Below are 25499 nucleotides of genomic sequence, written 5' to 3'. Positions count from 1 at the left end.
CCTGCTGATTGTCGGGCGGCCCCGGTCGCCCGCATTCGTTTACTTATTAATACTTAATCATTTATAAAAGAGCATCATGAGCGAAATTATTTACGGTATTCACGCCGTCAAAGCCCTGCTAGACAATGATCCGCAACGTTTCCTGGAAGTTTTTATTCTGAAGGGTCGTGACGATCGCCGTCTGCAACCTTTGGTCGCGGAACTGGAAGCTGCCGGTTTAGTGATTCAGGTGGCTAGCCGCCAATGGCTGGACTCTCAGGTTGAAGGGGGTGTCCATCAGGGGATCGTAGCGCGAGTGCGTGAAGGGCGTCAGTATCAGGAAAATGACTTACCTGCCCTGCTGGAAAGTGTGGATATGCCGTTCTTGCTGGTGCTGGATGGCGTAACTGACCCGCATAATCTCGGGGCATGTTTGCGTAGCGCCGATGCCGCCGGTGTCCATGCGGTTATTGTGCCACGCGATCGCTCGGCGCAGCTTAATGCTATTGCCAAGAAAGTGGCCAGTGGTGCCGCTGAGAATGTGCCATTGATTAAAGTGACTAATCTGGCGCGTACCCTGCGGTTACTGCAAGAACACAATGTCTGGATTGTTGGCACTGCCGGTGAAGCAGACCACACCTTGTATCAGAGCAAAATGACTGGCCCGATGGCGCTGGTGATGGGGGCTGAAGGTGAAGGCATGCGCCGTTTGACCCGTGAGCATTGCGATGAACTGATCAGTATTCCAATGGCGGGTACGGTTTCTTCGCTAAACGTCTCGGTTGCCACTGGGGTTTGCTTATTTGAAGTTGTGCGCCAGCGAGCATTGAAAGCGTAATATCTCTTTTGCTATTGAGTTCAGAAAGCCAGCATTTACGGATGCTGGCTTTTTTATAGGAATTTTAATTAAATCATCAGTGATATATAGGGCTTTCATCCCCGTTTGTGATGAGCCTGCCAGCAAAAATTCGCGCCTGCACCATACTTAACCCTGATTTATGAATGCCGATGGTACAGTTATATCCAAAGTAACTGAAGTTGCAGGTAGGCGGCAAGTGAACGAGTCCTGATGAGCGCACGACGGTGAGTGATTCGGGTGAGTAAGCGTAGCTAACACCCCTGCGGCTTCAGGTACGAAGGATAGAATACCGAAATGGAGGAAGGTATGGAGTGGCAGACTCACTTGGTTTTCAATCAGCCGGAGCCATTGTCGAACAGTAATTTATTTTTGTCTGACATGGCGTTGCGGGAAGCAGTGATGCGTGAACACGCTGGTTGGGATGGAGAGACTCTCTCTTTGATCGGGCTACAATTGGGATCACAGGAGTCTCTTGAACTTGGGCGGCTGGCAAACACCAATCCTCCTGAGTTATTGCGCTACGATGCTGCCGGGCAGCGGTTGAACCAAGTGCGATTTCATCCCGCGTGGTATATGTTAATGCAAGAGCTGGTCAATCATCGCCTGCATAATCTACCGTGGCAGGAAGATGCTCGAATCGGTTCTTTTGCCGCCCGTGCGGCGCGTTTTATCCTGCATGCACAGGTGGAAGCGGGCACGCTCTGCCCAATAACCATGACCTTTGGTGCTATCCCACTACTACAGCAAACACTCCCACCACTATTTCAAAACTGGCTATCGCCACTACTTTCTGATCGCTTTGATCCCCATCAGTCCATTGGTAGCCAGAAACGGGGCTTGTTGATAGGAATGGGCATGACAGAAAAACAGGGTGGTTCCGATGTACTCAGTAATACTACCCGGGCTGAGCCGCTGGAGGGGCGGGGCAATGGTGAGGCTTATCGTCTGGTGGGGCACAAGTGGTTTTTCTCGGTACCACAAAGTGATGCACACCTAGTGTTGGCGCAGACCGATGGCGGGCTATCCTGCTTCTTTCTGCCTAAAATATTGCCGGATGGCAGCTATAACGCCATTCGATTAGAACGGCTGAAAGATAAACTTGGCAACCGCTCCAATGCCAGCAGTGAAGTTGAGTTTGATAATGCGACTGCTTGGTTATTGGGGGATGAGGGCGACGGTGTGCGCCAAATTTTAAAAATGGGGGGCTATACCCGTTTTGATTGTGCGCTGGGTAGCCATGGTCTGATGCGGCGTGCCTTTTCCGTCGCGCTGTATCATGCGTGGCAGCGGCAGGCCTTTGGTAAGCCACTGGTAGACCAACCTTTGATGCGACAAGTGCTGAGCCGCATGGCATTGCGTCTGGAGGGGCATACAGCACTGCTGATGCGCTTAGCTAGCGCCTGGGGAAAGTCAGATGAGGCTCATGAGAAGATATTTAGCCGTCTACTCACTCCTGCGGCTAAATATCGGGTATGTGGGCAAGGCAGTGGGTTTGTTGCCGAGGCGATGGAGGTGCTGGGTGGGATTGGCTATTGTGAGCAGAGTGAACTGCCACGGCTCTATCGTGAAATGCCGGTAAACAGTATTTGGGAAGGTTCCGGCAATATTATGTGCCTTGATGTGTTGCGCACATTTCGCAAACTACCGGCAGCCCTTGAGATGCTACAGCAGGAGTTCTATCCGGTTCGCGGGCAGAATCGATTGTTTGATCGTGCGTGGCGGCAATTACAGCAGCGGCTGAAAAACCCCAAAGAGGAACAAGGGCGGGCATTAACTCAGCAACTGTTCGATCTGTGTTGTGCTTCTCAGCTACTGCGTTTTGCCTCACCACCACTGGCCGATGCCTGGTGCCGCATGACCTTGGATCACCGTGATCAATATATGCTGCCGGAAGCGGTTTGCGCGCGACTGCTCAGTCGCGGCAGCGGCTTTCAATAGGGGAATCAGCAGTCAGCAGCAATGAGTTACTTATACAGCAGTGCGTTGGCATACCAGGTGCCGGGATAAATGCTGTCGGACAACATAATAATCAAATAGTAGGGCGCGCCACTGGCATTAGCCCTACGTTGAATTTCGGCTTCTATATCCATCGGGCTACCAAATACCTGTGCTGAGACGGTGCCTACTTTTTGCAAATTAAGGCTCTGGGCGCGGGTAATTTCTTGTGCATAAGGCTGGATTGCAGGAGGGGGGGCTGGTGTCGTATGCAAAACACTACAACCCGAAAGCCCGAGCGCCAGCAGCAAAACCCCCATCACACGTTTTATCTTCATTTATTGCCTCTTTATCAACGGCGCGGTTACCGTAAAACCCCAAGGTGAAGCGTAATATCTTGGAAGAAATTGATTTAAGACTTTATATCCTCATTTTGGCACACTGCCTTGTTCCTTGGGTATATTACGCTGGTTTTTCCTGTTTACGCGCCGCTGCATCAATAAAGGATTTTTGCCATGATTGAGATATCGCTGGAAAATATTAATGGTATTGAGGTGATTCATGCTACCCCTGCGGGTAAACGCCAGCAGCAGCTACCGACCATTTTTTTCTATCATGGCTACACCTCATCGAAAGAGGTCTATTCCTACTTCGCCTATGCCTTCGCACAAGCCGGTTTTCGCACCATCTTGCCAGATGCGGATATGCACGGTGCGCGGTTTAACGGTGATGAATCACAGCGCTTATCCTATTTCTGGGAGATCCTGAAATCAAACATTGATGAGTTGCCTGCGATTAAACAATATTATCAACAAGCAGGATTGATTGACGGTGATCGCATTGGCGTGGCGGGTGCATCAATGGGCGGTATGACCACATTGGGGGCGTTTGCTCGCTATCCATGGGTGAAAGTGGCCGCAGACTTTATGGGGTCAGGTGATTTTACCTCACTGGCCCGCTCACTGTTTCCGCCATTGAAAGCGGGGCAGCCGGTCAACGCTGCTGAATTTGAGCGCCGTTTAGCGCCGTTGGCGGATTATGAACTGAACCATCAGTTAGAAAAGATTGCAGAGCGGCCCTTATTGGTCTGGCATGGCGAGGCTGATGAAGTGGTGCCAGCAGCAGAAAGTACGCGATTGGTACAGGCGTTAAGGGCTAGCGGGCGCGCTAATCAGCTAACCTATATTACCGAGGCCGGTATTGGCCACAAAATTACCCCAAGTGCATTAAAGGCTGGAGTCACATTCTTCAGCAGCCACTTATAAAAAAGCCCCCAAAGGTCTGGGGGCAAGGGCATATCAAAGGGCTTTTTTGGTTGTTGGTCGTCGTATTCACCGGTGTTGTATCTATACTGCTGCGTCTAACGGTAAATCTCAGCATTGACCCGAATTGAGCTGTTGCTACCCGGCTCATGCATCTGAGTAATGTGGTATGCCGTAGCGCCGCGCTCATCAGCCATTTTGCTAATTTGTGCCACGGCGTCATCCGGTGACACCACATTATGGTTAAGAGAGATCTCGCCGATACTGACACGCTGCTGCTGCATCGCTTCCTGGCGGCTGATTTCTGTGGCGGCAAACGTGTTGGCGGATAAGAGCAAACTGACTGTGGCTGCGATGATGAGTGTATGTCTCATAGGTGACTCCAATATTTTATACCCGTCATACTTCAAGTAGCAGGCGCGTTGGCTGCCTTCGTTCACCCCAGTCACTTACTGGTGTAAGCTCCTGAGGATTTGCTCAGTTGCCGCCTTCCTGCAACTCGAATTATTTAGAGTATGTTTATATACTTTGAATAACTTTCCATTAACGCTACCGCTTAATATGCGGTGGATGTAAATAATTCTAGTCGCTTTTGTTAATTTAAAAATACGTAGTAATTGATTCACTTGGTCAAAAAAAATGAATGATATTTTCACTGAGCCAATGATTTTATTGAAAGATTTAATAGACTAATGGATCTACATCCATTGGTTATTTAATGAACAAAAAATGCCTTTTTAGCGAAGTAAGGGCCAGAACAAGAATAAATCCCCGTCAGTTCTTGAGTTTCAAACCGCCCGCAAGTATAGTTACGCGTCATTTTTCAGCCGCACACAAACACGTTCCTTGCCTCCATGGGCCGCGGTTGACCCTATCAGGAGGCTGAATAATCCGTAAGGAGCAATAATCGATGCGTCATTACGAAATCGTTTTTATGGTCCATCCTGACCAAAGCGAACAGGTTCCGGGCATGATCGAGCGCTATAGTGCAACTATCACTAATGCTGCTGGTACCATTCACCGTCTGGAAGACTGGGGCCGCCGTCAACTGGCTTACCCGATCAATAAACTGCATAAAGCTCACTACGTTCTGCTGAACGTTGAAGCCCCGCAGGAAGCGATCGATGAGCTGGAAACAAACTTCCGCTTCAACGACGCCGTTATCCGTAGCATGGTTATGCGCGTTAAACACGCGGTAACTGAAGCATCACCAATGGTTAAAGCGAAAGACGAACGCCGTGAGCGTCACGACTTCGCATCAGAAGCCAATGATGATTCTGAAGCTGGGGATTCTGAAGAGTAATTGCCGTGGTGACCACTAATCGTCTGGTACTTTCTGGCACAGTGTGCAAGACGCCGGTTCGAAAAGTAAGTCCTTCTGGTATTCCGCATTGTCAATTTGTGCTTGAGCACCGATCAACACAGCAGGAAGCCGGATTTAGCCGACAAACATGGTGCAGAATGCCGGTTATTGTCAGCGGACAAAAGTCACAAGCATTAACTCACAGTATAACGGTCGGCAGTCAGTTAACCGTTGAAGGCTTCATTAGCTGCCATCAAGGTCGCAATGGGCTGAACAAATTGGTTCTGCATGCCGAGCAGATTGAATTTATAGATTCTGGAGACTAGCCAAATGGCACGTTATTTCCGTCGTCGCAAGTTCTGCCGTTTTACCGCGGAAGGCGTTGTAGAGATTGATTATAAAGATATCGCTACGCTGAAAAACTATATCACTGAAAGTGGTAAAATTGTCCCGAGCCGTATTACCGGTACTCGCGCAAAATACCAGCGTCAGCTCGCCCGTTGTATCAAGCGCGCACGCTACCTGTCTTTGTTGCCGTACACTGATCGTCATCAGTAATCGGCCACTGTCCATTAACGACTTTGAGAGGATAAGGTAATGCAAGTTATTCTGCTTGATAAAGTAGCAAACCTGGGCAGCCTGGGTGACCAAGTGAACGTTAAAGCGGGCTATGCTCGTAACTTCTTGGTTCCACAAGGTAAAGCTGTTCCGGCAACGAAGAAAAACGTAGAGTTCTTTGAAGCACGCCGTGCAGAATTGGAAGCCAAATTGGCTGGCGTTCTGGCTGCTGCTGAAGCTCGCGCAACCAAAATTAACGAACTGGGCAGTGTCACCATCGCGTCTAAATCTGGCGATGAAGGCAAACTGTTCGGCTCTATCGGTACTCGTGATATCGCTGACGCAGTAACTGCGGCTGGCGTTGAAGTTACCAAGAGCGAAGTTCGTTTGCCGAATGGCGTTCTGCGTACCACAGGTGATCATGAAGTTCACTTCCAGGTACACAGCGACGTGTTCGCTAAACTGAACGTGATCGTGGTTGCAGAAGCGTAAGTTACGCTGCTGTTAACCTGCTAAAACGCCAGCCTCGTGCTGGCGTTTTGCTATCTGGTGGTTGATGAAAATAGCCATCTGCATGTTTGGCTCAACACTAAAAGCTTAACCCGCCGCTAAAATTTCAAACTTGCACTCTTCGGCGGCAACACCTGAACACTGGTAAATTTCTAGAAAAGGATTTTGTTGGTACACCCAGAGTGGTTGCCCATTGACCGATACTGGCCAAGTTTTATTACCGTAGAACATATCTATCTGCCTACCTTGCGCCTGCAAGTTATAGGTACACTTTTGAAACTCACCCTGTCCAACGATATTGTTTTTATCACTATCAATGATGATCAGCGCTTCACTAAAATTTTTAACTGAACTGTTTGGTGGAAGGGTACCTTGTAATATGCCAACCCATTCTTCATTACCTGCCGCAGGTGCACTGTAAACTCCACCAATCTGTTTAATTGTATCCACTGGCGGGCAATGCAACTGAGCTAAGGTACCAAACGAGGTGAATAGCATTAAAAAAGGTAATTTGTATTTCATATCATAGTCACTCCCTTTATTTCTCCCCGCTATCTTTCAGGCTGCTGGTGTGTTGGCGATAGTCATGACTCTTGGGGACGCTCATCGGGTTCTATGCGCTTGTCGCCTGGCTGCATCTTGAAATCTATTGGGTATATGAATGTGGTTATCAATGGTGGATGGCGTTAACCATCCAGAAAACAACCTAATTCGGAAGAGACGACGTGACAATATCAAAGAAGGTAACGGGCAGGACAAAAGTGGCTATGGATAACGGCGCTTAACGGTCGCGACGATAACTGCCATCGCTCTGCCGGGTAAACAGCACTTCTGTATTATTGGTGGTTTCAATGGCCAGTGCGGCAACTACACCTTGAGCGTCCAACATAATTTTGATTTCTTGCCCAGCTTTCAGATTACTCAATGGCTTATCGCTACCCTCAACCTGTGCCATCGCAAAAACTTCATTGACCGGCAGGTTATTATCACGGAATAACTGTGCCAGTGTTTTCCCTGATTGAATTTGATAACTTTGCCAATTTCCCTGCGTCAAAGTCGGTGGTTCGGGTTCGGGAGACGCCACCGTTGGCGGTGGCGGAGCATCAAGATTGCCCTGTAATTGGGCTTGTAGTGGCGCGCTGCTGGACGGCGCGCTCACTGGGAAGGAAAGGTTGGTGTTATCCCGCGATGCGGGCCACAGCAGTGCCAGCAGCAATACAGCGGTGGCGACAATAACCCAGCGGCGATGGAACAGAGGCAAAGGTTCCATCCATTCGAAACTGTCCGGCAAATGCCAGATTTTCAGCAGCAGACCTTTGATCCCTTTTTCTGCTGTGGCGGTTGCCACGGATTCAGGGGGCACATTAACGTTTGCAGAAACGCTATCTTCGATAGTAACAACGTTCTCCGCAGAGGCTGTGTGCTCAGGCGCACTGATTTCAGACATCAGGTTTTGCTCATCGGCAGCTTTAGAATCCGGCATGATCTTCTGCCTAATCGTCAGCCAGGTGTGCAGCAGTGGTTGATAAACCCGATTATTCTTCCTTCTCCTGGGCGCGATTCTGCCCATGGTAACCTCTCTTCAACAACGTAAAACAACATAAAATTAAATATGGGCGGTAACCCCATAGGCTTCTAAGTATATACCTTTATCCCCGTTACCTTCCAAACTACGGTTTGTTGGGTGCTTTTAATTACCCGAATCACTGGCTTGAGCCATTCAACGGGGTCCACGCGCGGGGTGTCATTGTTTCTTTTTCTTCGACAAAAGTCATCATTCACGACGCAAGATTTTACCGCGCTCCCCTGCTGCTGTTATGCTGGCAGCTTCAATATGATGAGTGACTAAAGGAAAATCCATGACGACCCCTTCTTTTGATAGCGTTGAAGCGCAAGCGAGCTACGGAATTGGTTTACAAATCGGGCAGCAATTGCAAGAGTCCGGGCTGGAAGGTTTATTGCCAGAAGCACTGTTGGCAGGTTTGCGTGACGCGATGGAAGGGAATGCACCGACCGTCCCGGTTGATGTAATACATCGCGCACTACAAGAAGTGCACGAAAAGGCTGATAAAGTGCGTGTTGATCGCCAGAGTGCGTTGGTAGAAGAAGGCAAAACCTTCTTAGAAGAAAATGCCAAGCGTGATGATGTGACCACCACTGAGTCTGGCTTACAGTTCTCCGTGTTACAGGCTGGCGAAGGCCCGATCCCATCCCGCCAGGACCGTGTTCGTGTGCACTATACGGGCCGTCTGGTTGACGGTACGGTATTTGATAGCTCAGTTGAACGTGGCCAGCCAGCAGAATTCCCGGTCAGTGGTGTTATTCCTGGTTGGATTGAAGCCTTATCCATGATGCCAGTAGGTTCTAAGTGGAAGTTGTACATCCCGCACGGCCTGGCTTATGGCGAGCGTGGCGCGGGTGCGACTATTCCACCTTTCAGCGCATTGATGTTTGAAGTGGAACTGCTGGAAATTCTGTAATTTCTGCATGCGGTGAAACCAGAAAGGGCGGCGTGATGTCGCCCTTTTGCATTTATTGATGCCGGCCATGACCAATAGCGAGATTATTCGCCTTTTAGCGCGCGCGGGAACAGCAAATTGTTTTCCAGATGAATATGTTCCATTAGATCAGTTATGAATTCATTGATACCGGTGTAGAGTGCCCGCCAGGTATTGCAGGCTCCTTCTGGTGGGGTGACATTTTGTGTTAACTGTTTTACCACTTCTAGCTGCTGCCCAACTGCATCGTGTTCCGCTTCCATCACAAATATTGGCCCACCAGCCTGAGACCCCATACCACGGGTTATCATTGGGAACAGAATTTGTTCCTCTTTGTACATATGCTGGGTTAGCTCTTCTAAAATTGCAGTAAGTTCAACCGCCAGTCCACGCGGACAGGCTGGTTTCTCGCCGTGTACCCGTTCAACTTTTTCCGCCATCAGAATTAATTCCGGTAACTGCTCACGATGGCGGTTATGGTAGCGGCTGATAATAAAATCGATGATATTAGCCAGCGACTGCTGTTGCCAATCTTCAGATGACTGAGGCTCGGATTGCAAGGCACTCAGTTGTGCTTCCAGCTCATCGATATCCAGGTTCAGCTTATTGGCTGCGCGTAGCAGTGTCTGTTTACCACCACAGCAGAAATCGAGCTGGTGGTGACGGAATAATTTTGTGGCTCGTGGAATAGCGATAGCCAGGGCACCGAGAGACTGATTGCGGTAATCCATAATGACACCTCATTGAATAGTTAAACGCCTATAACATGCATAATAAATACATGTTATAGATTGCGATATAACCACAAAGAGGTACTTGTGAAAAGTAACAGCGCGTTGAAGCGCTGTTATCCGAGATTATTTGTTCTGTAAGTCGATTTGATAAACGGCAAAGCCAATTTCATCAGTACCTTGTGCTTTCATCGGGTACTGCGCTTTTTGCTTGATAAATTCAGCGGCTTTAGCACTTGGTGACGTTTCAAAGCGGATATCCAGTGGCTGCTTACTGTCGATCGTTGCCAGACGCCAGTTATTATCAGCCTGTGGGGTAACTTGCCCGTGTTTCTTGGTTTCAGCACTGATATAAGCTGACAGTACCGCCCGGTTTTCATCAGGAGAAGCAAATGCAATATGGCTGTCACCCGTACCGGCAAATTTACCGCTATAAGCCCGATAGTTGTTGGTCGCAATCAGGAATGTGGCTTTCGGATCGATAGGTTTGCCATTAAATGTCAGGTTTTTAATCCGTTCGGCTTTATCGTTGATCAGTGCGCATTCACCGTCATAGCGCGCAGGTTGGCTGACATCGATTTCATATTTCACGCCATCGATAACATCAAAATTATAAGTACGGAAACCATCCCAGTTAATCAACGATTGTGGCTTGCTGCTGGTCACATCAATTTGATTGAATTGCGCGGCAGAGCACTCTAACCATTGCTTAACTTCTGCCCCACTGGCTTTCACCACCACCAGTGTGTTCGGGTACAGATAGAGATCGGCGGCATTACGGAAGGTCAGCTCGCCTTTTTCCACTTCAACGAAACTGGCGGGATCATTTTTACGCCCGCCGGCTTTGAAGGGGGCAGCGGCAGAGAGTACCGGCAAATTGGCTAAATCGGGGTCGCCTTGAATAAAGTGTTCGGTATAGGCGCGTTGAGCATTGTTCACAATCTGCACTGTCGGGTCATCTTGGATGAGTGCCAGATAGCTGTACATATTGTCCGATGCTGTGCCGATCGGCTGACTGACGAAGTCACGAGTACCCTGATGGTCTGCTGCTAGCACTTTTACCAGATTGGCATCTTCGGTTGCCAGCGATTTTTGTGCTGCTTTATCATAGATTGGGCGTGCTTCAGCTTTGGCTTCAGTAACTTGCCATGGGCCTTTATCATTATTCAGGACGAAATCGACCACCCCCAGATGATCACCCCACTGGCCCGGCATTACTGCTGCAATACCATTTAAGGTGCCTTGAGCGATATCAGCACCTTTGATGGCGGCAAAATCTTTACTGGGGAAAACGGCATGGGCGTGGCCGAACATGATGGCATCGATCCCCGCAACCTGGCTGAGATAATAAACTGAGTTTTCCGCCATGGTTTTATAAGGATCACTGGAAAGCCCAGAGTGCGGGATAGCCACCACCAAATCAGCACCTTGCTTGCGCATCTCAGGTACCCATTTTTTGGCCGTTTCAGTGATGTCGTTAACGGTCACTTTTCCGCTCAGATTTGCTTTATCCCATATCATCACTTGTGGCGGGACAAAACCAATGTAACCAATGCGCAAGTTATGGGTTTTACCTTCACGATCTTGCACTGGCGTGTCGACAATCAGATAAGGCTGGAACAGCGGCTTACCGGTTTTCACATCAATCACGTTGGCATTCACATAGGGGAATTTTGCGCCAGCTAGCGATTTTTTCAGATAATCCAGACCGTAGTTAAACTCATGGTTACCGATATTCCCCACCGCATAATCCAGCGTATTCATTGCTTTGTAGACTGGGTGAATTTCTCCGGCTTTCAATCCCTTGGCTGCCATATAGTCACCAAGCGGGCTACCTTGGATCAGGTCACCGTTATCCACCAGTACGCTGTTGGTTGCTTGTTGGCGGGCAGCACTGATCAGGCTTGCAGTGCGCACCAGACCAAACTTTTCGGTAGGTTTATCTTTGTAGTAATCAAAATCCATCATATTGCTGTGCAGGTCGGTGGTTTCCAATACCCGCAAATCAACGGTAGCAGCAGTTGCTACAGACATTGAAGTCGCGACAGCAATCAGGCTGGCAAGAAGAGATAACGTCAGCGGACGCGTGATCATGGCTTTCTCCATTAAAATCTATTCGACATGTATCGCAAAAGAATATGTAACTTTAATTAATTGCTACAACAAAGTGTGAAGTTTGGCAGAAAACGCCCTAGGATAACGCGCAGAAGTTCACAGTTGTGGCAGGTTAATCCCACTGATTTTATTGGAAGTTACCGACATTGATGGCTATTTGGTAGGAATCTTATTAGTCTGCAACTCTGATGATTGAGGGCATATCCCCGTTATCTTGTAACTTGCAGGTCTGCTGGTGGCACTTGTTGCCTTCATCTGGAAATCTATTGGGCTTAGATAATTAATTTTTACGTTTGCGTTCTAAACTGTATATATGGCGAACGAGTAACAAGAGCCTCTATCGGTCTAAACAATCACTATTAATTTAAACAACCACTATCAGTATCCGGCACGACTCATAATACCAAGGGGTGGATGATGTTAGAGCAAATTTGCCAGTTGGCCCGCGACGCAGGCGTGGCGATTATGGCGGTCTATCAGGGGGATAAACCCCTTGATGTGGCCCATAAGAAAGATGATTCGCCAGTGACAGCGGCTGATCTTGCCGCTCACCAGATTATCAAAGCCGGATTGGCGGCACTGACTCCCGATATCCCACTGTTATCTGAAGAAGATCCGCCGGTTTGGGCGGTACGTCAACACTGGCAGCGCTACTGGCTGGTTGATCCGCTGGACGGTACTAAAGAGTTTCTACATCGGAATGGCGAGTTTACCGTTAATATCGCGTTGATTGACCAAGGAGTACCGGTGCTTGGCGTGGTATATACCCCAGTGACTGAAGTGATGTACAGCGCTGAAAACGGCCAGGCGTGGAAAGAGGAGTGTGGCAGGCGCATGCAGATTCAGGTGCGTGCTGCACTACCGCCGTTAGTGGTAGTCAGTCGCTCTCACAGTGATGCTGAATTGGAAGATTATTTGTCGCAATTAGGTGAACACCAGACTATATCAGTCGGTTCGTCACTCAAGTTTTGTCTGGTGGCGGAAGGGAAGGCGCAACTGTACCCGCGCTTTGGGCCTACTAATGTATGGGATACTGCCGCCGGGCATGCAGTAGCCATTGCTGCCGGAGCACTGGTTCACGATTGGCAGGGTAAACCACTCTCTTATACCCCACGTGAATCTTTCCTGAACCCCGGCTTTAGAGTGTCTTTATTCTAACCACATAGCCAAAGAGTGTGGCGTTGCAGGGAGGTGGCACGCAAACGAATCATATGATTCGGGTGAGTGCCCGCAGCGAATTCCCTGCAGCTTCAAACCTTAAGGGGAGATTACTGTTTCACCAGTTGGTGCAATTGATCGATCACCTGCTGTACTTCCTCCGGTGTCAATGCGCCATCTTTGGCAAATCTCACATTCCCTTGTGGGTCCAATACCACAATCGCCGAGCCCTTTTCCGCTAAACCCCAGGCCTTTTTGACATTCCCGTCGCTATCGACCACAAATTGTGACCAGGGAAAGTCGCGTTTATTACTTTCAATGCTGTTACGCACAAACACTGCCGTGCCGATGATGGCGTCATCAGTATTGACGATTGTCGTCGTTTGGTAATGTTCGTGTGGCAGATTAGCGTGCTTAATGGCTTCCACTAACGGGGCATTCAGCTCTTTTGCCGAGGTGCGGCCAGCAATATGTTGGATCACCCGCACTTTGCCGGGCAGTTGCGAGCTATTCCAGTTTTTGTAGCTAAACTGATCAGTAGCTTTATCATAATTTAATTCGCCTTTATCGCTGACACCCACCGGCGGTACCCGCTGGTTGATTTGTAGGGAGTGAGCGCAGGCCATTAGTGGTGTGAGTAGTAGTGACAGTATCAGCAGGCTATTTTTTATCATGGCATGTCCTTGTGGGATCTTATGGGTAATGTCGGGTACTAAGTCCTGCATGCAGGTCTACCCGTAGTCTTTCAAATTGCAGCTGTGTTGGCAGATTGTGTTTGCCGCTTGCCAGCATCTTGAAACCTATTGGGCATCAGTTTTCCAATAATAGGTGCAGATCAGAGGTCTGTCCTGTTTCTCTACAGTATTTATTTCTGACACTGACTAGATGGTTATTCTGTAATTAAGTCTCATTTTATCTATATGACCCTGTAATTTTGTGTGAATCCAGCAGCAATGACTGGTTTTGGCGGAACTAAAGCCCATACTCTAGGTCTATTACTCTGCAATTATATTACGTTACCTGTGATCTTGGTCGCTAAGGCACCAGAGGGAGCGTATTGATGTCATGGGAGGAAAGTAAAAAAATGAGGATCTTCCAACGTTACAATCCGGCTAAAGTGGCGATGTATGTCAAAACGCTTTTCCGAGGGAGGTTATATATCAAAGATATGGGGGCTTTTGAGTTTGACAAAGGTAAGATTTTAATCCCGAAAGTTAGGGATAAACGCCACTTTGAGGTGATGTCAGAGGTTAATCGTCAGGTGATGCGTTTGCAGGCTGATACCCTTCTTACATAATTGCTTTGGGTATGACATTAGTCTGAACAGAATTAATTGCGGCCCCTATTGTGGGGCCGCTAATGTTTTAAATAATGACTGATTTAAACTTTCATTAGGCATCACTGCTTTCGTGTGGGGCTTTTGGCAGTATTGGGGCTGGTAGGTCACTGAGTTTAGTCACCAGTAGCTGATCGATTTTGTAGCTATCGATATCGACTACTTCAAACTTGTAGCCGGCATATTTGACGAAATCCGTGCGTTTGGGAATTTTGCGCAGCATATACATCATAAAGCCGCCGATGGTTTCATAATTGCCAGACTGCGGGAACTCATCGATATGCAGCACTCGCATTACATCTTCAATCGGGGTACCGCCCTCAATCAGCCATGAACTTTCATCACGAGCAACAATTTGCTCTTCCTGCCCCTGACCGACCAAATCCCCCATCAGCGTGGTCATCACGTCATTCAGGGTAATGATACCAACCACCAGGGCGTATTCGTTGAGGATAACGGCAAAGTCTTCACCGGCGGTTTTAAAGCTCTCCAGCGCCTCGGAGAGTGTCAATGTGTCTGGCACAATCAGGGCTGAGCGAATTTGCACGCCACTGCTCAGTACCAGACTCTGGTTACCTAATACCCGGTTCAGCAAGTCTTTAGAGTCGACATAACCCACAACTTGATCGATATGACCATCACATACCAAGAATTTAGAGTGTGGGTGGGTCGAAATCTTCTCTTTTATGCTGTCTTCGCTTTCCCGCAGATCAAAATAAATCACACTTTCACGTGACGTCATCGACGAAGGAACAGTACGTGACTCCAGTTCAAAGACGTTTTCGATCAATTCATGCTCTTGTTTACGTAACACCCCGGCTAATGCACCTGCTTCCACGACGGCATAGATATCATCTGATGTGATGTCATCATTGCGTACCATTGGCAGCTTGAATAGTCGGAAGATTAGATTCGCCATCCCATTGAAGAACCAAACTAGTGGGCGACAAATCATCAGACAGAAGCGCATCGGGTTGACGATCCGAACGGCAACCGCTTCAGGTGAAATCATACCGATGCGTTTCGGGGTTAAGTCGGCAAAAAGAATAAATAAACTGGTGACCAGAACAAACGAGCAAATGAAACTCACCTGGTCGGCAAGCTCTGGTGACATGAAGCGTTCAAACACCAATTTAAAGGAGGGGGAAAACGCAGCATCACCGACGATACCCCCCAGAATGGCGACGGCATTCAAGCCAATCTGGACCACAGTGAAGAAAATCCCCGGAGTCTCTTGTAATTTAAGTACCCGCAAGGCGTTGATATCGCCTTCATCTGCCAGAAGTTTTAGTTTAATTTTGCGCGAAGCTGCCAGTGAAATCTCTGATAATGAGAAGAAGGCACTCACCGCAATTAAAAAAAGAATCAGTAAAATACTGTTTAACATAATCTGTCCGTGTCGTACCGACAATCGCGCCGGCGATCGTAAGGAAGGCCATACATTTGTTTGAATTAAAAAATACTGTTTAAATTTAAGATAACGGCAGAAAGCCGCCATCGGGCCGAGTGAACAGCCCGAATAGTATAACCCGTCTTACTTTAAGTTGCAGCGGAGTTAGCTAGGTTCATTACTCCGGCCATGCTTGAAATCCCCCTGTGGGCTAGCATAAATGCTGTTCAAACCGCATTCCAAGCGATTTGTCATTCCCTTGCTGCCAACCTGCAACTCTACGCAATTTGGGGATAATCGCAGCGATAAGAGCGTGGGCAACCTTACAAATCAGGCGGCATACACACGCCAATACCGCCAAGGTTACAATATCCATGTGGATTTTTGTGCAAATATTGCTGGTGGTCATCCTCTGCATAGTAAAACGGTAGTGCAACCACCACTTCACTGGTAATCAACCGGCGATCAGCCGCTTGCTCCATGGCTTGCTGGAACAAGGCTTTGCTCTCGTTAGCTTGCACTTGCTGCTCAGGTGTCAAAACGTAAATGGCTGAACGATATTGTGTTCCGACATCTCCGCCTTGACGCATTCCTTGGGCGGGATCGTGATTTTCCCAGAAAATCTGCAATAGTTGCTTATAGCTGATGATGGCCGGATCAAAGACAACACGAACCACTTCTGCATGGGCTGTGCGGCCACTACAAACTTCATGATAGGTTGGGTTTGGTGTGTAGCCACCGCAATAACCTGCGGCAGTACTGTAGACGCCAGGCAGTTGCCAGAACAGGCGCTCAACCCCCCAGAAGCAACCCATGGCGAAGATAGCGATCTCCATTCCGTCAGGGATATGTGTCATGGAATGCCCATTCACCACATGGAGAGTTGCGACTGGCATTGGTGTGATTCGCCCGGGTAAGGCATTCGCCGCATCAATGACGGCAGTTTTGTCAAAATTTTGCACCAAAATAGGCTCCAATGTTTACAGTGAATTTGAAGTTTACAGTAAATTAATAACAAGATGTTTACAGTGAATAGGTATAGACAGTTGTATCTGATTGCGAGTTTGCACACAATAAGAGCCATTCTGCGTTAATGTATCGGCTTAAGGTGGAGTTTTAGGGATAACAGGTTTAAATCGGTCTTTAAGTGCGGAATGATTGCGTAAGTGATAAAAAGTCCGTCAGATCGTTTTTACAGGAAAATATACCCAATAGGTTTCAAGATGCGGTAAAGCGGCAAGGGAGAGAACCCTGATGAGCTTATAGGGTAAGTGATTCGGATGACAAATCTGCTGGGAGCAGATTTAAATGCTGCTTGCAGAGGTCAGGTCGAGTAATGAGAGTTGCCAATACACCTGCAATTTGGAAGATGGCAGGTATAAAATTAATTAGGAGTACGCGTGCCACGATACCCTATTTTGTGTTTTTTGTGCGTATTGCTCGCCACACCTCTTGCCTACGCTGCCAATGTGCGGTTGCAGGTCGAAGGTCTTAGCGGGGATTTAGAGAGAAACGTCAGGGCGCGTTTATCAACAATTGGTACGGATGAAGTGACGTCCGATGGCCGTTTCCGCTCAAGGGTGGATGACGCCATTCGTCAGGGGCTACGCGCGTTAGGTTATTACGACCCCACCATCACCTTTGATTTGCAGCCGCGCCCGGCACCTGCACGTTCCGTTTTAATTGCCAAAGTGATTCCTGGTGAACCGGTTTTGATTGCTGGTGTTGATATTGTGCTGCAAGGTGGGGCGAAAACTGATCCTGATTATCTATCATTGGTACGCCGCGATACCCCTAAAATTGGCTCAGTCCTCAATCATGGTGATTTTGATAATTTCAAAAGTTCACTGACGGGCTTAGCGTTACGCCGTGGTTATTTTGACGCCAATATGATCAAAAGCCAGTTGGGTGTTGCCGCTGAGTTGCGCAAAGCTTTTTGGGATATTGATTTTGACAGTGGCGAGCGCTACCGGTTTGGTAAAGTAGCCTTCCAAGGCTCGCAAATCCGTGAGGATTTTCTGCAAAATTTGGTGCCCTTTCATGAAGGTGAGTTTTATACTTCTGATGAACTGGCCGAATTGAACCGCCGTCTGGCTGCGACTAACTGGTTTAACTCGGTGGTGGTTTCACCGGATTTTCGCGACGCGAGAAAAACCAAAGTCCTGCCACTGGATGCGGTCGTCACTCCACGTACCGAAAATACGGTTGAATTGGGGGGCGGTTATGCGACCGATGTCGGTCCACGTCTGACGGCCAGTTGGCGTAAGCCGTGGATGAACTCCTACGGGCATAGTCTAACCACCAGTACTACACTTTCCGCGCCCGAACAGACGCTGGATTTCAGCTATCGAATCCCACTGTTAAAAAACCCGCTGGAACAGTATTACCTGTTACAGGGTGGGTTCAAACGCACCGATCTGAATGATACAAAATCTGACACCACCACCCTGAACGTTGCCCGTTTCTGGGATTTGTCCAGTGGTTGGAAGCGCTCAGTTAACCTGCGTTGGAGTTTGGATCACTTTACTCAAGGTAGTGTCACTGATACCACCATGTTGCTGTATCCGGGGGTGAACATCAGCCGTACCCGTCAGCGCGGCGGTGCTATGCCGGTGTGGGGGGATAGTCAGAATTATTCTATTGATGTGTCTGATACCACATGGGGGTCAGATGTCGATTTCGCCATATTCCAAGCGCAAAACGTGTGGATTCGTACTTTGGGTGAGAAGAACCGTTTTGTCGTTCGGGGTAACTTAGGCTGGATTGAAACCAATGATTTCGACCGGGTACCGCCGTCACTGCGTTTCTTCGCCGGTGGGGATCGCAGTATTCGTGGCTATAAATTCCGTGATATTTCCCCACGCGATAGCGAAGGTAAATTAACCGGTGCCTCTAAACTGGCAACCGGTACGCTTGAGTATCAATATAACGTTACCGGAAGATGGTGGGGGGCTGTATTTGTCGACTCGGGTGAAGCGGTTAACGATATTCGCAAGAGCGATTTCAAAACTGGCGCCGGGGTTGGGGTCCGTTGGGCTTCTCCGGTCGGTCCGATCAAGCTAGACATCGCCAAACCTATTGGTGACAACGAAGCACGTGGCGTGCAATTTTATATCGGTTTGGGGCCTGAACTATGATGTTGGTAAAGGGAGGGAGGTGGATAAAGAGACTCAGTATCGCATTTCTGCTCATTATCCTGCTGCTGGTCGGGGCTTTGGCGGGTTTGTTGGGCACCACCAGTGGTCTACATTTTGTGATAAACAGTGCCGCACGTTGGGTTCCCGGGCTGGATATCGCCAGTGTCAGTGGGGGGTGGCGTGACCTCACCTTAAAAGGCATTCAATATCAAATGCCGGGTGTCACTGTTAAAGCAGGGCAGTTCCATCTTTCATTACAGCTCTCTTGTCTAAAACGCAGTGAGTTGTGCATTAATGCCCTGACGGCACAAGATATTGATGTGGTGGTGGATACCAACGCCATGCCGCCTGCGGCCCCTGCTCCTGCCAGTAGTGAACCGATGGGGGAACTTAGTACTCCGTACCCCATTACATTGCGTATGCTGTCGCTGAATAATGTCAAAGTAACTATTGATGACACCGCGATTTCACTGGATGAATTCCGCACTGGAGCACATTGGCAACAGCGCGCACTGGCACTAATGCCGACCAAAATCAGTGGGTTATTGATAGCTTTACCAAAAACGGTGCCAGCGATGGTGCCGGATGCGGCTAAACCTGCGGTTGAAACGGCTATCGCGGTAAAAGAAGCGGTTGAGCAACAGGCAGCCGCGCCATCAGAGCAGGAAGCTCCGCTAGGTGAAACGTTAAAAGCGCTGTTTGCTAAACCGTTACTGCCAGAATTGCCGGACTTCCGTTTACCGCTGGATTTACAGATTAAAGAGATCTCAGGGCAACAACTCCGGCTTACAGGTGATACCGACGTACTTATCAGTAGTCTTTTGCTGCAAGCCAGCACGCAACAAAACCAAATAACACTGGATAAGCTGGAGATTAAATCGCCACAGGGTGGGCTGTCAGCACAGGGTGACGCCACGCTGGCCGATAAGTGGCCAGTGAGTATGGTCATCAATAGTGCGCTGAACATTGAGCCGTTGAAAGGCGAAAAAGTAAAATTAACTGTCGGTGGTGCGCTGCGTGAAAAACTCAACGTGGCACTCAATCTGTCAGGCCCGGTGAGCGCGCAACTGGATGCAGAAACTGCGCTGGCACAGGCTGGTTTGCCACTGGCGTTAACTCTACAAAGCAAGCAACTGCGTTGGCCGTTGAGTGGCGAACCTCAATATCAAATTAATAATCTTCGAATGCGCCTCAATGGGCAGGCGACAGATTACGCACTCTCGATCCGTTCTGATTTTAAAGGCACTGACCTGCCACCGGCAGTGTTCACTCTTGACGGTAAAGGGAGTGTTGAGCAATTCAATCTGACCCGTTTACGTCTGGCGGCATTGCAAGGTAACACTGACCTGACTGGCGTAGTGGATTGGAGTAAAGCAATCAGTTGGAACTCGGTATTAACCTTATCGGGTATTAACACCGCGAAGCAGTGGCCGGAGTGGCCAGCAAAACTGGATGGTAGAATTGTCACCCGTGGCAGTATCCACGGTGGTAGTTGGCAATTACAAGTACCGGAGCTGGCACTGGACGGGAATGTGAAACAAAACCGTGTGACGGCCCGTGGCTCCCTGACAGGGAATGCGGCAGGCCAGTGGCATATTCCGGGCATTAATCTGGCATTGGGCCGTAATAGGTTAGATGTGAGAGGCAACCTTAGTGACACCTGGCAGCTCGATGCCACTGTGGATGCGCCACAACTTGATGGTGCGTTACCGGGATTGGGAGGCGTGATGAAAGGGGCGCTGAAATTGCGCGGCAACCTTACAGCACCACAACTGCTAGTGGACCTCACCGCCAGCCGCCTGCAATGGCAGGAACTGACCATTAACCGGATTAAGATTGATGGTGACGTTCGCTCCACGGATCAGATTCAGGGTCAGTTGGCCGTTAGGGTTGAGCAACTCAAGCAAGCGGAGTTGGTTGTAAGTTTATTGACGCTAGATGCCCGAGGTAGCGAAAAACAGCATCAGGTGCGCCTGAATATACAAGGGGAACCAGTTTCCGGTCAGTTGGCGCTGGATGGGAGCTTCGATCGCCAACAAGAACGTTGGCGCGGTTCGCTTAATAACACGCGTTTCGATACACCGGTAGGTGAATGGCGTTTAAGCCGTGCGATGGCATTGGATTACCAAAATAGCTTACAGCGGGTCACCATCGGACCCCACTGTTGGCTTAACCCAAATGCAGAACTTTGTGTTCCTCGGGCCATTGAAGCTGGCCCTAGTGGGCAGGCGAGTGTGGTTCTCAATCGCTTTGATTTAGCGATGATAAAACCATTCCTTGGGCCGGATACCACCATGAGTGGCGTGTTCACTGGCCGGGCCGATGTCAGTTGGACGGCCGGTGGTAACCTGCCAGATGTACGGGTATCGCTCAGTGGCAATGGGGTTAAAGTGCAGCAAGTAGTGCAAGGTAACCCGTTACCGATTGCTTTTGAAACGCTGAATCTCAATGGTGGCCTAACCAATGGGCAAGTGCGGGCTGATTGGTTGATTAAACTGGTGAATAACGGCCAGTTCTCCGGGCAGGTTCAGGTTGCTGATCCACAAGGGCGGCGCAATTTGTCCGGTAACATTGCTATCAGTAATATTTCTTTGGCAATGATTAACCCGATACTGAGTGATGGTGAAAAAGCCGCTGGCACATTAAACGCCAATCTGCGTTTAGGGGGGAATGCGAAGAGCCCGCTAGTCTTTGGTCGTTTGGCGCTGGATAATGTCGATGTTGATGGTAGCTGGATGCCATTTGATATTACCGAAGGGCGTCTGGTGATGAACTTCGACGGTATGACCTCAACATTGGAGGGGTTAATTCGGACTTCTCAAGGGCAGCTCAATCTCTCCGGTGATGCCGATTGGCGTGATATCAATGCCTGGCGTGCCCGAATCGCCGCAAAAGGCAATAAGTTGCGGGTTACGATCCCACCAATGGTACGGATTGATGTTTCACCGGACATTGTTTTTGAAGCGACACCGCAGTTGTTCACCCTCAATGGTTCGGTCGATATTCCATGGGCGCGGATAACGGTGCAGGAAGTGCCGGAAAATGCGGTGGGTGTCTCATCAGATGAGGTGATGCTCAATAACGATCTGAAACCTATCTCCCCACGGACGGCCAGTATTCCAATCAACAGTAATCTGGTGATTCGGGTAGGTAATGATGTGCGTCTGAATGCATTTGGTTTGAAAGCCCGTTTGCAAGGTAATTTGAAAATGATCCAGGATCAGCGCGGGTTGGGCTTGAACGGGCAAATTAATATTCCGTCGGGTAGCTTCCGTGCTTATGGTCAGGATTTAATTGTCAATAAAGGGATATTGCTGTTCTCCGGCCCGCCGGATCAACCGCTACTCAATATTGAAGCGATACGAAATCCAGATGCTACGGCAGACGGTGTTACTGCTGGTGTGCGGGTTACCGGGATGGCTGATGCTCCACGGCTAGAAGTGTTCTCGGATCCGGCTATGTCACAGCAGGAGGCGTTATCATACCTGTTGCGTGGTCAGGGGTTGAGTAATTCGGGGGCTGACAGTGGCATGATGACCTCAATGCTTATTGGCATGGGGGTTGCGCAGAGCGGTAAACTTGTGGGTAAAATCGGCGAGGCATTTGGTGTCAGTAATCTGGCACTAGATACGCAGGGAGTCGGTGATAGCTCACAAGTCGTGGTAAGTGGTTATGTCACTAAAGACCTGCAAGTAAAATACGGTGTGGGTATATTTGACTCGCTGGCGACGTTAACATTACGTTATCGATTGATGCCAAGGTTGTATCTGGAAGCGGTGTCTGGTATTGATCAGGCATTAGATGTGCTTTATCAGTTTGAGTTCTAACCATGCGAATTATTGTCTATGGTAGTTTACGGCGCAAGCAAGGTAATAGTCATTGGATGACGGACGCCCAGTGGTTGGGTGAACATGACCTTGAAGGCTTTGATATGTACAACTTAGGTCATTATCCGGCGGTTATCCCCGGAGACGGCACTGTGCATTGTGAGGTTTATCGGATTAACTCATCTATTATGAATGAGTTAGATGAACTTAAAAGTAATACTAAGGATTACCGGCGCGAGCTGATTCAGACGCCTTATGGTAGCGCGTGGATATACCTTTATCGCTTACCGCTCGAAGGTGTGCCACGTATCTACAGTGGCGACTGGCTAAAACGCCATGAAGAGAGCGACAAGCCATAAAATTAAGCTGTTATTAGCAAAAAAAACACCGCTCACAGGGCGGTGTTTTTACTTTTCGCGCTTAAAGCATCCTCAAGAGGCGCTTTTTGGCATGCGAAACGGGAAATTACTTCTTCGCACGTTCGAAAGAGGCCAGGATCTCGGCTTTAGCTGCGGCGGCATCTTCCCAACCATCCACTTTCACCCACTTGCCTGTTTCCAAGTCTTTGTAATGTTCAAAGAAATGTTTGATCTGCGCTTTCAGCAGTTCTGGCAGATCATTTACATCTTTAACGTGGTCGTATTCTTTGGTCAGTTTGCTGTGTGGAACCGCAACCAGCTTGGCATCTTCGCCCGCTTCGTCAGTCATTTTTAACACGCCAACCGGACGGCAACGAATCACGGAACCTGGTTGCAACGGATACGGTGTTGGCACTAGTACATCAACCGGGTCGCCATCTAATGACAGGGTGTTGTTGATATAACCGTAGTTACATGGATAGAACATGGCAGTAGACATGAAGCGGTCTACAAACAGCGAGCCAGTCTCTTTATCGATTTCATATTTGATCGGATCCGCATTCGCAGGGATTTCGATCACTACATAGATATCTTCTGGCAGGTCTTTACCTGCGGGTACTTGGTTCAAGCTCATGTCGGTTTCCTTTTATCAAACCAGAAATGGAGTGCTGGCTATTATAGCCAACTCTTTTGTGAATTCCCGCCCTTTTCACTGTCAGATAGCGGTGAGATTGCCTGAGTGAGGGCCATTTCAGTGAGATAAAATCCCGTCATTCGCTAAATGTATCTATTTTGAGCTGTTTTTCCGGTGAGAGTTCAAGCTGACATCTGTATAGCCGATAACTTAATCAAACAATAAGACCGTCCGCTGTAATGCTAACGCTTTGTAATCTTAACCATTTGCACATAACCGGAAAAAAACCGATGTTAAAAAAGATTACCATTAAGAATGGGCTTATTGCCCAGATAAGCTTTATGTCGTTGATTTTATTAGTTGTCAGTGTTATCGGGATTAATTCAATTCAGGAAAGTTCGCGCTCGTTGCAAATAATAAATCAAATCCAGGGGGAGGAGCTGGGGTCTCTATCTAATAGCTTTAATGCCACGTTAAGCGCCAGAACTGAAGCAGCTCTGGCGATCCATCAGTTAGAAATTGGTCTGATTGAGGAATCATTACAAACGGCAAAACAGGCTGAAGGTTCACTAGCATTATCGCAAAAAGAGATGGCACGTTTTGTCAGTGCGGTATCTGACCGGGGAGACGGGCAGGGATTGGCGATAAATATCCAGAAAAGTTATAAAAATTATATTGATAAGGGCGTAATACCCATGCTGACCGCGATCAAGGCGGGGTATGCTGACGAGTATTACGCTGTATTGGAAAAGAGTATTACCGACATTAGTAAAGCCTTTAACAATGATGTCACTGCCTTTCGCAGCTATGCACTGGATGCTGGTCAATTGCAAATCGCCAACGCAAACAATGCCGCCAAAATTAAACTGACGATCATTATAGCTGCAGGGGTGATCACGTTGATCTCTGCGGTACTGGCATGGTTTGCGCTCAAATACATTATTTTGCAGCCGTTGGTGCAATCAATTCATCAGTTGGAATATATAGCTGCTGGTGATTTAACTCACAGTATCAATAGTGAGGGCAACACTGAATTGGCCCGATTGGCAAAGGCGTTACAGACGATGCAGCAATCGCTGGTGGCGTCAGTGAGTAATGTACGGGATGTGGGTGGGCAGATTGGTATTGGCTCGCGGGAATTAGCTGTCGGTAACAGTCATTTGGCTGAACGTACAGAGGAGTCGGCGTCTTCTTTGGAACAGACTGCGGCCAGTATGGAGCAGTTGACCTCAACCGTAAAAATGAATGCTGAAAACTCGGATCAGGCTAATCGCTTGGCGATGAGTGTATCGGATATTGCCAATAAGGGCAGTGAGGCCGTGAGTCATGTGGTTGATAAGATGCAGGCAATTACCACAAGTTCACGCCGTATCTCAGATATTATTGCCGTAATTGATGGCATTGCGTTTCAGACTAATATTCTGGCACTTAACGCTGCGGTTGAGGCCGCCAGAGCCGGTGAACAGGGGCGTGGTTTTGCTGTGGTTGCGGGTGAGGTACGTAATCTGGCACAACGCAGTGCGCAGTCGGCGAAAGAGATCAAAGATCTGATTGTTGAGTCGCAAAGTCGGGTGAAGGAGGGCGCAGACATGGCCGAATCGGCAGGGAAAACCATGCATGAGATCGCTGATGAAGTTAGCCGAGTAACGGCATTGATGCGTGAGATCTCAGCCGCAAGTTATGAACAAAGTAGCGGTATTGAGCAAGTGAATGTAGCTATTGCGCAAATGGATCAGGTTGCCCAGCAGAACGCCGCATTGGTTGAACAGGCCGCCGCAGCGACGCGATCATTAGAGGAGCAAGCCAATGCATTGTCAGCCAGCATGGCAGTGTTTAAATTGCACAATCATGAGTTGGCGGTTGGAGCATAAAAAAGCAGCGGCTTAGGGGCCGCTGCTCTCTTTTTTA

General features: G+C 48.7%; 24 protein-coding genes. 14 read left to right on the top strand and 10 right to left on the bottom strand.

Going from position 1 to position 25499, the window contains the following annotated elements:
* The first annotated feature begins 76 nt into the window (after positions 1–76).
* Together rlmB and V2A84_RS16920 are read left to right on the top strand one after the other, a co-directional pair.
* Entirely contained in the window at positions 77–817 is a 741-nt protein-coding gene (gene rlmB, locus V2A84_RS16925; RefSeq protein WP_005193288.1) for a 23S rRNA (guanosine(2251)-2'-O)-methyltransferase RlmB, read from the top strand.
* Between the two features lie 315 nt (positions 818–1132).
* Positions 1133–2776: an isovaleryl-CoA dehydrogenase gene (locus V2A84_RS16920; protein WP_083160963.1), complete on the top strand. Its 1644-nt coding sequence runs from the start codon at positions 1133–1135 to the stop codon at positions 2774–2776.
* A gap of 26 nt (positions 2777–2802) precedes the next feature.
* On the opposite strand, the gene bsmA is transcribed toward V2A84_RS16920, so the two are convergent.
* Positions 2803–3111, bottom strand: a complete 309-nt coding sequence (gene bsmA / locus V2A84_RS16915; RefSeq protein ID WP_083160961.1) for a biofilm peroxide resistance protein BsmA — start codon at positions 3109–3111, stop codon at positions 2803–2805.
* 177 nt (positions 3112–3288) lie between these two features.
* On the opposite strand from bsmA, the gene yjfP reads away from it, so the two are divergent.
* Positions 3289–4038: an esterase gene (yjfP, locus tag V2A84_RS16910; RefSeq protein WP_083160959.1), complete on the top strand. Its 750-nt coding sequence runs from the start codon at positions 3289–3291 to the stop codon at positions 4036–4038.
* A gap of 95 nt (positions 4039–4133) precedes the next feature.
* On the opposite strand, the gene V2A84_RS16905 is transcribed toward yjfP, so the two are convergent.
* Positions 4134–4409: a DUF1471 domain-containing protein gene (locus tag V2A84_RS16905; protein ID WP_083160957.1), complete on the bottom strand. Its 276-nt coding sequence runs from the start codon at positions 4407–4409 to the stop codon at positions 4134–4136.
* A gap of 536 nt (positions 4410–4945) precedes the next feature.
* Here V2A84_RS16905 and rpsF point away from each other — a divergent pair.
* From rpsF to rplI, 4 genes are read left to right on the top strand one after another with little or no spacing between them, the layout of a single operon-like run.
* The gene (gene rpsF, locus V2A84_RS16900; RefSeq protein ID WP_002210153.1) at positions 4946–5338 is read left to right on the top strand and encodes a 30S ribosomal protein S6; all 393 of its coding nucleotides are present in this window, start codon (positions 4946–4948) and stop codon (positions 5336–5338) included.
* A gap of 5 nt (positions 5339–5343) precedes the next feature.
* On the top strand, positions 5344–5664 hold the full coding sequence (gene priB, locus V2A84_RS16895; RefSeq protein ID WP_049613473.1) for a primosomal replication protein N: 321 nt from the start codon (positions 5344–5346) through the stop codon (positions 5662–5664).
* A 4-nt stretch (positions 5665–5668) separates the two neighbouring features.
* Entirely contained in the window at positions 5669–5896 is a 228-nt protein-coding gene (gene rpsR / locus V2A84_RS16890; RefSeq protein WP_002210155.1) for a 30S ribosomal protein S18, read from the top strand.
* 39 nt (positions 5897–5935) lie between these two features.
* Positions 5936–6388 carry a 50S ribosomal protein L9 gene (gene rplI, locus V2A84_RS16885; RefSeq protein WP_005186343.1) on the top strand — a complete coding sequence of 151 codons (453 nt, stop codon included), beginning with the start codon at positions 5936–5938 and terminating at the stop codon, positions 6386–6388.
* A gap of 105 nt (positions 6389–6493) precedes the next feature.
* Here the strand turns inward: rplI and V2A84_RS16880 are convergent, their stop codons facing one another.
* Together V2A84_RS16880 and V2A84_RS16875 are read right to left on the bottom strand one after the other, a co-directional pair.
* Positions 6494–6928 (bottom strand): DUF3757 domain-containing protein, encoded by a 435-nt coding sequence (locus tag V2A84_RS16880; RefSeq protein WP_083160955.1) that lies wholly within the window; start codon positions 6926–6928, stop codon positions 6494–6496.
* A 259-nt stretch (positions 6929–7187) separates the two neighbouring features.
* Positions 7188–7976 (bottom strand): LysM-like peptidoglycan-binding domain-containing protein, encoded by a 789-nt coding sequence (locus V2A84_RS16875; RefSeq protein ID WP_083160953.1) that lies wholly within the window; start codon positions 7974–7976, stop codon positions 7188–7190.
* A 289-nt stretch (positions 7977–8265) separates the two neighbouring features.
* On the opposite strand from V2A84_RS16875, the gene V2A84_RS16870 reads away from it, so the two are divergent.
* Positions 8266–8886 (top strand): peptidylprolyl isomerase, encoded by a 621-nt coding sequence (locus V2A84_RS16870; protein WP_083160951.1) that lies wholly within the window; start codon positions 8266–8268, stop codon positions 8884–8886.
* 83 nt (positions 8887–8969) lie between these two features.
* Here the strand turns inward: V2A84_RS16870 and ytfE are convergent, their stop codons facing one another.
* Positions 8970–9635 carry an iron-sulfur cluster repair protein YtfE gene (gene ytfE, locus V2A84_RS16865; protein WP_083160949.1) on the bottom strand — a complete coding sequence of 222 codons (666 nt, stop codon included), beginning with the start codon at positions 9633–9635 and terminating at the stop codon, positions 8970–8972.
* 126 nt (positions 9636–9761) lie between these two features.
* Positions 9762–11741, bottom strand: coding sequence for a bifunctional 2',3'-cyclic-nucleotide 2'-phosphodiesterase/3'-nucleotidase (locus V2A84_RS16860; RefSeq protein WP_442848985.1), 1980 nt, complete (start codon positions 11739–11741; stop codon positions 9762–9764).
* A 426-nt stretch (positions 11742–12167) separates the two neighbouring features.
* Here V2A84_RS16860 and cysQ point away from each other — a divergent pair, with 426 nt between their 5' ends.
* Positions 12168–12908, top strand: a complete 741-nt coding sequence (gene cysQ, locus V2A84_RS16855; RefSeq protein WP_442848198.1) for a 3'(2'),5'-bisphosphate nucleotidase CysQ — start codon at positions 12168–12170, stop codon at positions 12906–12908.
* Between the two features lie 110 nt (positions 12909–13018).
* On the opposite strand, the gene V2A84_RS16850 is transcribed toward cysQ, so the two are convergent.
* Positions 13019–13582 (bottom strand): YtfJ family protein, encoded by a 564-nt coding sequence (locus tag V2A84_RS16850; protein WP_083160943.1) that lies wholly within the window; start codon positions 13580–13582, stop codon positions 13019–13021.
* 410 nt (positions 13583–13992) lie between these two features.
* Between V2A84_RS16850 and V2A84_RS16845 the strand changes: the two genes are divergently transcribed.
* Positions 13993–14205, top strand: coding sequence for a DUF1107 domain-containing protein (locus tag V2A84_RS16845; protein ID WP_032906682.1), 213 nt, complete (start codon positions 13993–13995; stop codon positions 14203–14205).
* A 94-nt stretch (positions 14206–14299) separates the two neighbouring features.
* On the opposite strand, the gene V2A84_RS16840 is transcribed toward V2A84_RS16845, so the two are convergent.
* Both V2A84_RS16840 and msrA read right to left on the bottom strand, forming a co-directional pair.
* On the bottom strand, positions 14300–15631 hold the full coding sequence (locus V2A84_RS16840) for a hemolysin family protein (protein WP_083160941.1): 1332 nt from the start codon (positions 15629–15631) through the stop codon (positions 14300–14302).
* 326 nt (positions 15632–15957) lie between these two features.
* Entirely contained in the window at positions 15958–16596 is a 639-nt protein-coding gene (msrA, locus tag V2A84_RS16835) for a peptide-methionine (S)-S-oxide reductase MsrA (RefSeq protein ID WP_442848984.1), read from the bottom strand.
* 438 nt (positions 16597–17034) lie between these two features.
* Here msrA and tamA point away from each other — a divergent pair, with 438 nt between their 5' ends.
* From tamA to V2A84_RS16820, 3 genes are read left to right on the top strand one after another with little or no spacing between them, the layout of a single operon-like run.
* A complete protein-coding gene (gene tamA / locus V2A84_RS16830; RefSeq protein WP_102970484.1) occupies positions 17035–18771 on the top strand; it encodes an autotransporter assembly complex protein TamA in 1737 nt (578 codons plus the stop codon).
* Positions 18771–22598, top strand: coding sequence for an autotransporter assembly complex protein TamB (gene tamB / locus V2A84_RS16825; protein ID WP_153046290.1), 3828 nt, complete (start codon positions 18771–18773; stop codon positions 22596–22598). The genes tamA and tamB overlap by 1 nt, the downstream gene beginning before the upstream one ends.
* Positions 22599–22600: 2 nt before the next feature.
* The gene (locus tag V2A84_RS16820; RefSeq protein ID WP_083160939.1) at positions 22601–22957 is read left to right on the top strand and encodes a gamma-glutamylcyclotransferase family protein; all 357 of its coding nucleotides are present in this window, start codon (positions 22601–22603) and stop codon (positions 22955–22957) included.
* A 106-nt stretch (positions 22958–23063) separates the two neighbouring features.
* Here the strand turns inward: V2A84_RS16820 and ppa are convergent, their stop codons facing one another.
* Positions 23064–23591: an inorganic diphosphatase gene (gene ppa, locus V2A84_RS16815; RefSeq protein WP_083160937.1), complete on the bottom strand. Its 528-nt coding sequence runs from the start codon at positions 23589–23591 to the stop codon at positions 23064–23066.
* 290 nt (positions 23592–23881) lie between these two features.
* Here ppa and V2A84_RS16810 point away from each other — a divergent pair, with 290 nt between their 5' ends.
* Positions 23882–25462, top strand: a complete 1581-nt coding sequence (locus V2A84_RS16810) for a methyl-accepting chemotaxis protein (protein WP_442848983.1) — start codon at positions 23882–23884, stop codon at positions 25460–25462.
* Positions 25463–25499: the final 37 nt, after the last annotated feature.

It is taken from the genome of Yersinia sp. 2553 StPb PI (assembly GCF_052217105.1).
Taxonomy (GTDB): Bacteria; Pseudomonadota; Gammaproteobacteria; order Enterobacterales; family Enterobacteriaceae; genus Yersinia; species Yersinia enterocolitica_E.
This window is presented reverse-complemented; position numbering and strand designations above follow the sequence as displayed.